Source organism: Bradyrhizobium guangdongense, assembly GCF_006483445.1.
Classification (GTDB): domain Bacteria; phylum Pseudomonadota; class Alphaproteobacteria; order Rhizobiales; family Xanthobacteraceae; genus Bradyrhizobium; species Bradyrhizobium guangdongense_A.
Genome location: NZ_PPPT01000135.1, coordinates 1 through 7868, shown reverse-complemented (window position 1 = coordinate 7868; position 7868 = coordinate 1). Strand labels below are relative to the sequence as shown.

Here is a 7868-nt window from a genome sequence, read left to right as displayed (position 1 = left end):
CCCCTCACCCGGATCGCTGACGCGCTCCGGCCTCTCCCCGCAAGCGGGGAGAGGCGAAGGGCAGCACAGTTCGCGACGGATACCAGTTTCACTCCGCGGCCTCCGCCATATGCCCGGCGCCGCCGAGGTCCACCACGCGGAGCGTGGTGCGCACCCTCTGCGTGGTGCCGTCCTGGAAGCGGATCACGGTGTCGACAGGGATGTTGGCGTCGCCGCGGTAGATGGCGTCGATGATGCCTTCGTATTTCTCGTTGATGACGCTGCGGCGGACCTTTCTTGTGCGGGTGAGCTCGCCGTCGTCGGCGTCGAGTTCCTTGTAGAGCAGCAGGAAGCGCGAGATCCGCTGCGCCGGCGGCAGGGTCGCGTTGACGGTCTCGACCTCCTTGTGCAGCAGCGCATAGACCTCGGGCCGCGAGGCAAGGTCGCTGTAGGTCGTGAACGAGATGCGATTCTTCTCCGCCCACTTCGAAATGATGGAGTAGCGGATGCAGATCATCGCCGCGAGCGCATCGCGACCGGCGCCGAGCACCACGGCTTCCGCGATGTAAGGTGAGAACTTCAGCTTGTTCTCGATGAACTGCGGCGAAAAACGCTCGCCGCGCGAGGTCTCGGCGAGATCCTTGATGCGGTCGATGACAACGAGCTGCTTGTTGTCGTTGAAATAGCCGGCATCGCCCGACAGCATCCAGCCGTCCCTGATGTCGGCAACGCTCGCCTCCGGGTTCTTGTAATACCCTAAGAACATGTTGGGATGGCGGACCACGATCTCACCGACGCCGTGGACGTCGGCATTGTCGATCCGGATCTGGATGTCGTCCGCCATCGGGACACCCGTGGTGTCAGGATCGACCTTGCCGGCCGGATGCAGCGTGTAGGCGCCGAGCAGCTCGGTCTGGCCGTAGAGCGTGCGCAGCGGCACGCCCATCGCCTGGAAGAACTTGAAGGTATCGGGGCCGAGCGCGGCGCCGCCGGTGGCGGCCGAGCGCAGCCGGGTGAAGCCGAGCCGGTCGCGCAGCGCGCGGAACAGGATGGTGTCTGCCAACGTCGAATGCATGCCCTGTTCGAGTGCGGCCAGTCCCGTCTTCATGCCGAGATCGAACAGGCGCTGCTTGAAGGGCGTAGCGTCCATCACCTTGGCGCGGACGTCGGCCGCAATGGATTCCCAGACGCGCGGGGCAAACAGCACGAAGGTCGGCGCGATCTCGCGCAGATCGTTCATCATCGTCTCAGGCTCTTCGACGAAGTTGATCTTCATCCGGCAGAGCAGGCCTTTGCCGAGCACGTAAACCTGTTCCATGATCCAGGGCAGCGGCAGCACCGAGACGTACTCGTCATCCGGTCCCTTGGGATCGAAGGACAGATAGGTCGCGCAATGGCCGAGCACGCGGCCGGCGGCGAGCATTGCAAGTTTCGGATGCGACGTGGTGCCTGACGTTGTGCAGAGGATTGCGACGTCCTCGCCCTTGGTGGCATCGACCAGGCTGTCATAGAGGCCGGGCTCGCGCGCGGCGCGGGCGCGGCCGAGTTCGGCGAGCTTTTCGGCCGGCAGCAGCCGGGGATCGTCGTATTTCCGCATGCCACGCGGGTCGGAATAGACGATGTGCTTCAGTTTTGGCACGCGGTCGGCCAGCGTCAGCAGCTTGTCGACCTGCTCCTCGTCCTCGGCGAAGACGAGCTGCGCTTCGCCATAGGTGAGGAGATAGGATGCTTCCTCATCCAGCACGTCGCGATAGAGCCCGAGGCTCATGCCGCCGATCGCGTGGGTTGCGATTTCGGCCGCAACCCAGTCCGGCCGGTTGTCACCGATAATGCCGATGACGTCGCCGCGTCCGAGGCCAAGCTCGACCAGGCCGAGTGCAAAATCGCGCACGCGGTTTTGGTAGTCGTTCCAGGTGAAGAGGCGCCAGAGCCCGAGATCCTTTTCGCGCAAGGCGATCTCGCTGCCGTGCTCCTTCGCGTTGAGCCGCAGCATCTTTGGATAGGTATCGGCCTGCGCGACGCGCCCTGCGTAGTCCATCATGCTGCGCACTCCGGAGCCTCGGGCTTGTCATCGGGATCGGTCAGCACCTCGTCCTCTTCGCCGAGATAAGCGCGCCTGACGTGAGGATCGGCGAGGACCGCGGCCGGATCGCCCTCGGCGATCTTCTTGCCGAAATCCAGCACCATGACGCGGTGGGAGATATCCATCACCACGCCCATGTCGTGCTCGATCATCACCACCGTCATCCCGAACTCTTCGTTGAGATCGACAATGTAGCGGGCCATGTCCTCCTTCTCCTCGAAGTTCATGCCAGCCATCGGCTCGTCGAGGAGAATGAGATTTGGCTCCAGCGCCATTGCGCGCGCCAGCTCGACGCGCTTGCGCAGGCCGTAGGGCAGGGTGCCGGCTTGTGCCTTGCGCACCGACTGCAGGTCGAGGAAGTCGATGATCTCCTCCACCTTGCGGCGATGCTCGAGCTCTTCCTTGCGCGCGCCGGTGAGCCAATAGAACGATCCCGTGAGAAAATTGTTCTTCAGCAGGTGATGGCGCCCGACCATGATGTTGTCGAGCACGCTCATGTGGTGGAATAGCGCGAGGTTCTGGAAGGTGCGGCCGATGCCGAGCGAGGGGCGCGCGTTGGGCGTCAGGCCGGTGATGTCGCGGCCACGATAGAAGAGCTGTCCCTCGGTCGGTTTGTAGCGACCGGAAATACAGTTCACGATCGAGGTCTTGCCGGCGCCGTTGGGGCCGATGATCGAGAACAGCTCGCCATCCTTGATGCCAAAGCTGACGTCGGTCAGCGCGCGGACACCGCCGAACCGCAAGGACACGCCGCGCACTTCAAGGCCGAAATCCACCAAAAATCCCTCCCCGGCGATGGCGCTTTGGCGCGCTCTTCGTCACGACCTCGTGCGATCCTAGTACGGGTGTCCGGGTGAGGCCATGCAGCCAAAGGTCCCGATCGATCCCGCCTCAAGCTCTGGTCCCCATCGGGATCAAAAGCCGCATCGCGCAAGGTGGTCCTCAATAGGGTAACGCGCTATTTTGAAATGTCTTGTGGCTGACAATTCTCCCGCAAAGTTTGGTCGGCGAGGGCAGTCTTTCGTCGAAGGACGGCTAGCGGTATTGTTGCGGTGCAGCAATGAAGTGAGGCGGCGCGTGGTGCTGACGGCTTTGGGATCATGATTGCGCAGGAGCACTTGCGACGCATTGCAGCCTGGTCGCGCGAATTGACGGAGCGCGAGATCGAGGTCGCCCGCGCCGGGATCGTGGAGCGATCCTACGTTACCGGCGAAACCATCTTCATGCGCGGCGACAAGTTTGACTATTGGGCCGGCATGGTCTCCGGGCTGGCGCGGATGGGCGCGGTTTCGCGCGACGGCAAGGAGACAAGCCTGGCCGGACTCACGGCGGGCGCATGGTTCGGCGAAGGCAGCGTGCTGAAGAACGAGCCGCGGCGCTACGATGTCGTTGCACTGCGCGACAGCCGTCTCGCGCTGATGGAACGCAGTGCGTTCCTCTGGCTGTTCGAGAACAGCGTCGGCTTCAACCGCTTCCTGGTGCGCCAGCTCAACGAACGGCTCGGACAGTTCATCGGCATGCTCGAGGTCAACCGCACGCTGGATGCGACCGCGCGGCTTGCCCGCAGCATCGCCTCGCTGTTCAACCCGATCCTCTATCCGGAATCGACCAAGCATCTGGAGATCACGCAGGAGGAAATCGGCGCGCTCTCCGGCATGTCGCGGCAGAACGCCAACCGCTCGCTGAACCGGCTGGAGAAGGAAGGCCTGCTCCGGCTGGAATATGGTGGCGTGACGATCCTGGATATCGAGCGTCTCAGGAGTTACGGGGAGGAGTGATCGCATGCGCTCACCGGATCCTGCCGCGCTGATCAGATTCCAGGATCGCGAATCCGTTTCGCCTTACGTCGAGCGCGTGTGGCGGAGCTGGAGCCGGAACGGCGGCTCCTTCCTGTCGATGGCCGAAGGAAATATCGAACTCGTCGTGACAAGGTTGCCGGGATTCCTGGCGGTGACGCTCAGGGGGCCCGTGACCCAGGGAACTCTGGTCGAATGTCCAGCGAATGGCGAGTGGGTCGCGATACGGTTTCGATTGGGGACCTATCTGCCGCTTATCCCGACGGCGGCATTGATGGACCACCAAAGCATACATTTGCCGGTTCTCCGCAATGATCGGTTCCTGCTCTCGAATATGAGCTGGGAAATTCCGAGCTTCGACAATGCGGAGTGTCTCGTCGCTCGCCTGGCGCGCACGGGTGTCATCGCACGCAGCCATGCGACTGATGCGGCGGTTGACGGCGATGTCGACTGGATGAGCCAGCGTTCGACGCAGCGACACTTTCGCCGGGTCACGGGCATGACGTTCAGCAGCTATCAGCAGATACAGCGGGCGCGTCACGCGGCCAGCTTGCTCGTGGGCGGAAGCTCCGTTCTCGATGCGACTTTTGGCGCCGGCTATTTCGACCAGGCGCATCTGACCCGTTCGGTCAAGCAACTGATCGGCATGACCCCTGCGCGCCTCGCCCGCGAGCGTCCGCAATTGTCGTTTTCATACAAAACAACGACGCCCTGATCGCGATATTCGCGGGCTCAATCCGGCCTTGGCGGTGGGAGCGAATACCGGGGGAGTGCTGCCGTGAGCTTTCAGGCTTATCTCGACAATATCCGGATCAAGACCGGCAGGAGTCCCGACCAGTTTCGTAAATGGGGCAAGGACAAAGGCTTTTCGACCGCGACAGGACTCGCGGACGGGGTGAAAGTCGGCGTGATCGTCGCCGCATTGAAGGACGAGTTCGGCCTCAGGCATGGCCATGCCATGGCGATCGTCGCGCTTCTCAAGGGCAAGAAGAAATAAGAGGATGACAATGAGCAATTCGATGCGCGTCGCCGGCCATGTCATGAGCGGGCTTGTCATTGCTTTCATGCTGTTCGATGCCGGGATCAAGCTCGTCCCGCTCGATGTCGTGATCAAATCGACCGCCGAACTCGGCTACCCTGCCTCGGCCGACCTTGCGCGCGCGTTGGGTGTTGTGGCTCTGATCAGCACGGCGCTCTATGCGTTTCCGAGAACCGCCGTACTCGGCGCCATCCTGCTGACCGCCTATATGGGCGGAACCGTCGCCTCACACCTGCGGGTCGGCAACCCGCTTTTCACTCACATGCTTTTCGGCGTCTATCTCGCCCTGCTTGCCTGGGCCGGTCTCTATTTGCGCGATCCGCGCGTGCGGGCGCTGCTTCCGCTGATGTCGCCATCAGCGGAAGCCTGACACTGCCGAAGATCAGGCTACCTCAGCAGCTCGCCCGGAGAGTAGAGCCTGCCGCGTTCGGAGAGGCTCAGATGACGGCCGTAGGTATTTCCGACCGCATCCGAATTGCCTTCAAAACCCCAATTGCCGTTGGGCTGAAGCCAATAGTAGCCAAACGGCAGGCCCCTCGCGGCCATGGCCTGTGCCACGCCGATCGAGGCCGGTTGCCGGTTGATAAAGTACCAATCCTCAGCGCTTGCGACGGACATGGTCGCGACGAGTCCGAAACCTGCCAGCAACAAAATTGCAAGTCTTGAGCATGTGCGTGTCATAACGCGCCTCCACTTTTGCAGGAGTGTCTTGCATGCGTGGCACCCGCAGGAGGGCGCGTATGTGAAGAATGTCACTGAGCTGGAGGCTTCACCCCGCCGTCACTTTCGGCCGCTTCTCCGCAAGGCGCGTGGCCATCGCCGAGATCAGCGGGCGCATGAAGTAGGACTCATCGGCCGGCAAAATATCCTCGCGCAGGCCGTGCGCGGCGAGTTCGCCGGAGACCGCGGGCCCAACCGAGGCGATCAGCGTGCGCTGAAGACCCTCACGCAGCTTGGCCTCGCTGCCACGCATCTTCGCGGCGTCGACGAGGCGGCGGACCTGGCCGAGATTGGTCAGCGCAATGCAATCGATCCGTCCCGCCGCCATCTCGTCGATGGCGGCCGCGATGTTGTCATCTGCCGCCTTGGGGTCGTAGGCGTAGGGCAGCACGGTATCGACCACAGCACCTTGCCCTGACAGCGCGCCGATCAGTGCGCTGTGGTCCTTGTCCGGATAGAGTTGCAAGCCCAGGCGGCGACCCTTGAGGTCGAGCTTGGCCATCATCTCGATGACGCCGTCGGTGGTCGGCTTCTCCGTCATCTGCTGCTGCTCCAGCCCTATCTCGCGCAGCGCCTTGCCGGGTTTTGGCCCGCGGGTGAATTTTCGCGATTTCGCCAGCGCCGCCACAAGCGCCTGGTCGAGGCCGCGTTCTCGCGCGAGCTTCATGATCCGCCGCAGGCCTTCGCCGGTCATCAGCACAAGATCGTCAAAGGGCTTGTCGATGGCGCGGCGGATCCAGGCCTCGACCGGTGCCGGATCGGGGGCGTCGTGGATCTCGATCATCGGGCATTGCACGACGTCGGCGCCTTGCTCGGCCAGCAGTTTCGAGAATTGCGCTTCCTCGCGCGTCTCCAGGATCAGGATGCGGTAGCCGTTCAAGCGGTCGGCCATGGTCAAGCCTCGGGGCGAAATTGCAATGTTGCGTTCATCCTGACTCCTCTCTTGGGATTGGCGCAAGGCCGCGCACGGTGATAGAGCAGGGCGCAAATCGCCGCGTTCCGCGCTGGTTGCCCAAACCTTCATCAAAGACCATGCCCGATCATCAATACGTTCTGACCCTGTCCTGTCCCGACCGCCCCGGCATCGTCTCGGCGGTGTCCACCTTCCTTGCCCACAATGGACAGAACATTCTCGATGCCCAGCAGTTCGACGACATGGAGACAAAGAAGTTCTTCATGCGCGTGGTGTTCACCGCGGCCGATCTCGCCGTCGAGCTGGCGGCTCTCCAGACCGGCTTTGCCGCGATCGCGGAACGCTTTGGCATGGAGTGGCAGATGCGGGACCGCGCCGCGCACCGCAAGGTGATGCTGCTGGTGTCGAAGTCCGACCACTGCCTGGTCGACATCCTCTATCGCTGGCGCACCGGCGAGTTGCCGATGACCCTGACGGCGATCGTCTCCAACCATCCGCGCGAGGTCTATGCCGGGCTCGATTTCGGCGACATCCCGTTCCACCACCTGCCGGTCACCAAGGAGACCAAGAAGGAACAGGAAGGGCAGATCATCGACCTCGTCGGCAAGACCAAGACCGATCTCGTCGTGCTCGCCCGCTACATGCAGATTCTTTCCGACGATCTCTCTGCAAAGCTGTCGGGGCGCTGCATCAACATCCACCACTCCTTCCTGCCGGGCTTCAAGGGCGCAAAGCCCTACCACCAGGCACATGAGCGCGGCGTGAAGCTGATCGGCGCGACCGCGCATTACGTGACGCGCGACCTCGACGAAGGTCCGATCATCGATCAGGACGTCGAGCGCATCAGCCATCGCGACGCGCCGGAAGATCTCGTCCGCAAGGGCCGCGACATCGAACGCCGCGTTCTCGCGCGCGCCATCCGCTACCACCTCGACGACCGCGTGATCCTCAACGGTCGCAAGACCGTGGTGTTCATGGATTAGCGGATCGCGTCGGCGGAGCTCGACGCCGGTGGCTGGGCCTGACCTTCCTTCGAGCGATCGGCCGCCGGCATCAGCCGCTGACGTTCCCGCTCCTTCATCCAGGCATCGTATTGCGCCGTGCCCGGCCGCGGCGGGGCATCGCCCGGCAGGCCGCCGGCCCATTGCGGGATGTAGTCGCCCATCCCGGCCGAGACCTTCTCGTTGATCGTGCCACAGCCCGACAGGCCCGCGGCCAGAACGCTGGCCGCGACGGCAATCGCGAGAAGGCGGATACGTGCAGGCATCTGGTTCTTGGCGCCGGAATTGGGTTGATGGGACACCGGGCGGCAACCGGCGGCGGCCGAGCCTAGCCTTC

Annotated in this window: 10 protein-coding genes; 5 read left to right on the top strand and 5 right to left on the bottom strand. The window is 63.2% G+C overall.

All coding sequences use genetic code 11. From position 1 onward, the window contains the following. Window positions 1-88: 88 nt before the first annotated feature. Window positions 89-2020, bottom strand: a complete 1932-nt coding sequence (locus C2U70_RS19725; RefSeq protein WP_140980090.1) for a long-chain fatty acid--CoA ligase — start codon at window positions 2018-2020, stop codon at window positions 89-91. Beyond that, on the bottom strand, window positions 2017-2838 hold the full coding sequence (locus C2U70_RS19720; protein ID WP_140980089.1) for an ABC transporter ATP-binding protein: 822 nt from the start codon (window positions 2836-2838) through the stop codon (window positions 2017-2019). The genes C2U70_RS19725 and C2U70_RS19720 overlap by 4 nt, the downstream gene beginning before the upstream one ends. A gap of 324 nt (window positions 2839-3162) precedes the next feature. On the opposite strand from C2U70_RS19720, the gene C2U70_RS19715 reads away from it, so the two are divergent. The 4 genes from C2U70_RS19715 (at window position 3163) to C2U70_RS19700 (ending at window position 5267) form a co-directional block, all read left to right on the top strand. Beyond that, window positions 3163-3840, top strand: a complete 678-nt coding sequence (locus C2U70_RS19715) for a Crp/Fnr family transcriptional regulator (protein ID WP_140980088.1) — start codon at window positions 3163-3165, stop codon at window positions 3838-3840. A gap of 4 nt (window positions 3841-3844) precedes the next feature. Further along, on the top strand, window positions 3845-4573 hold the full coding sequence (locus tag C2U70_RS19710) for a helix-turn-helix transcriptional regulator (RefSeq protein ID WP_140980087.1): 729 nt from the start codon (window positions 3845-3847) through the stop codon (window positions 4571-4573). A gap of 63 nt (window positions 4574-4636) precedes the next feature. After that, window positions 4637-4855 (top strand): DUF4287 domain-containing protein, encoded by a 219-nt coding sequence (locus C2U70_RS19705; protein WP_140980086.1) that lies wholly within the window; start codon window positions 4637-4639, stop codon window positions 4853-4855. Between the two features lie 22 nt (window positions 4856-4877). Further along, a complete protein-coding gene (locus tag C2U70_RS19700) occupies window positions 4878-5267 on the top strand; it encodes a DoxX family protein (RefSeq protein ID WP_246666796.1) in 390 nt (129 codons plus the stop codon). Between the two features lie 17 nt (window positions 5268-5284). Here C2U70_RS19700 and C2U70_RS19695 read toward each other — a convergent pair whose 3' ends face one another. Together C2U70_RS19695 and C2U70_RS19690 are read right to left on the bottom strand one after the other, a co-directional pair. After that, window positions 5285-5515 carry a hypothetical protein gene (locus C2U70_RS19695; protein WP_140980084.1) on the bottom strand — a complete coding sequence of 77 codons (231 nt, stop codon included), beginning with the start codon at window positions 5513-5515 and terminating at the stop codon, window positions 5285-5287. Window positions 5516-5666: 151 nt separating this feature from the next. Next, window positions 5667-6509, bottom strand: a complete 843-nt coding sequence (locus C2U70_RS19690; protein WP_140980083.1) for a uroporphyrinogen-III synthase — start codon at window positions 6507-6509, stop codon at window positions 5667-5669. 140 nt (window positions 6510-6649) lie between these two features. Between C2U70_RS19690 and purU the strand changes: the two genes are divergently transcribed. After that, window positions 6650-7513, top strand: coding sequence for a formyltetrahydrofolate deformylase (gene purU / locus C2U70_RS19685; RefSeq protein ID WP_140980082.1), 864 nt, complete (start codon window positions 6650-6652; stop codon window positions 7511-7513). On the opposite strand, the gene C2U70_RS19680 is transcribed toward purU, so the two are convergent. Then, window positions 7510-7797 carry a hypothetical protein gene (locus tag C2U70_RS19680; protein ID WP_140980081.1) on the bottom strand — a complete coding sequence of 96 codons (288 nt, stop codon included), beginning with the start codon at window positions 7795-7797 and terminating at the stop codon, window positions 7510-7512. The two genes, purU and C2U70_RS19680, sit on opposite strands and share 4 nt — an antisense overlap. Window positions 7798-7868 lie beyond the last annotated feature (71 nt).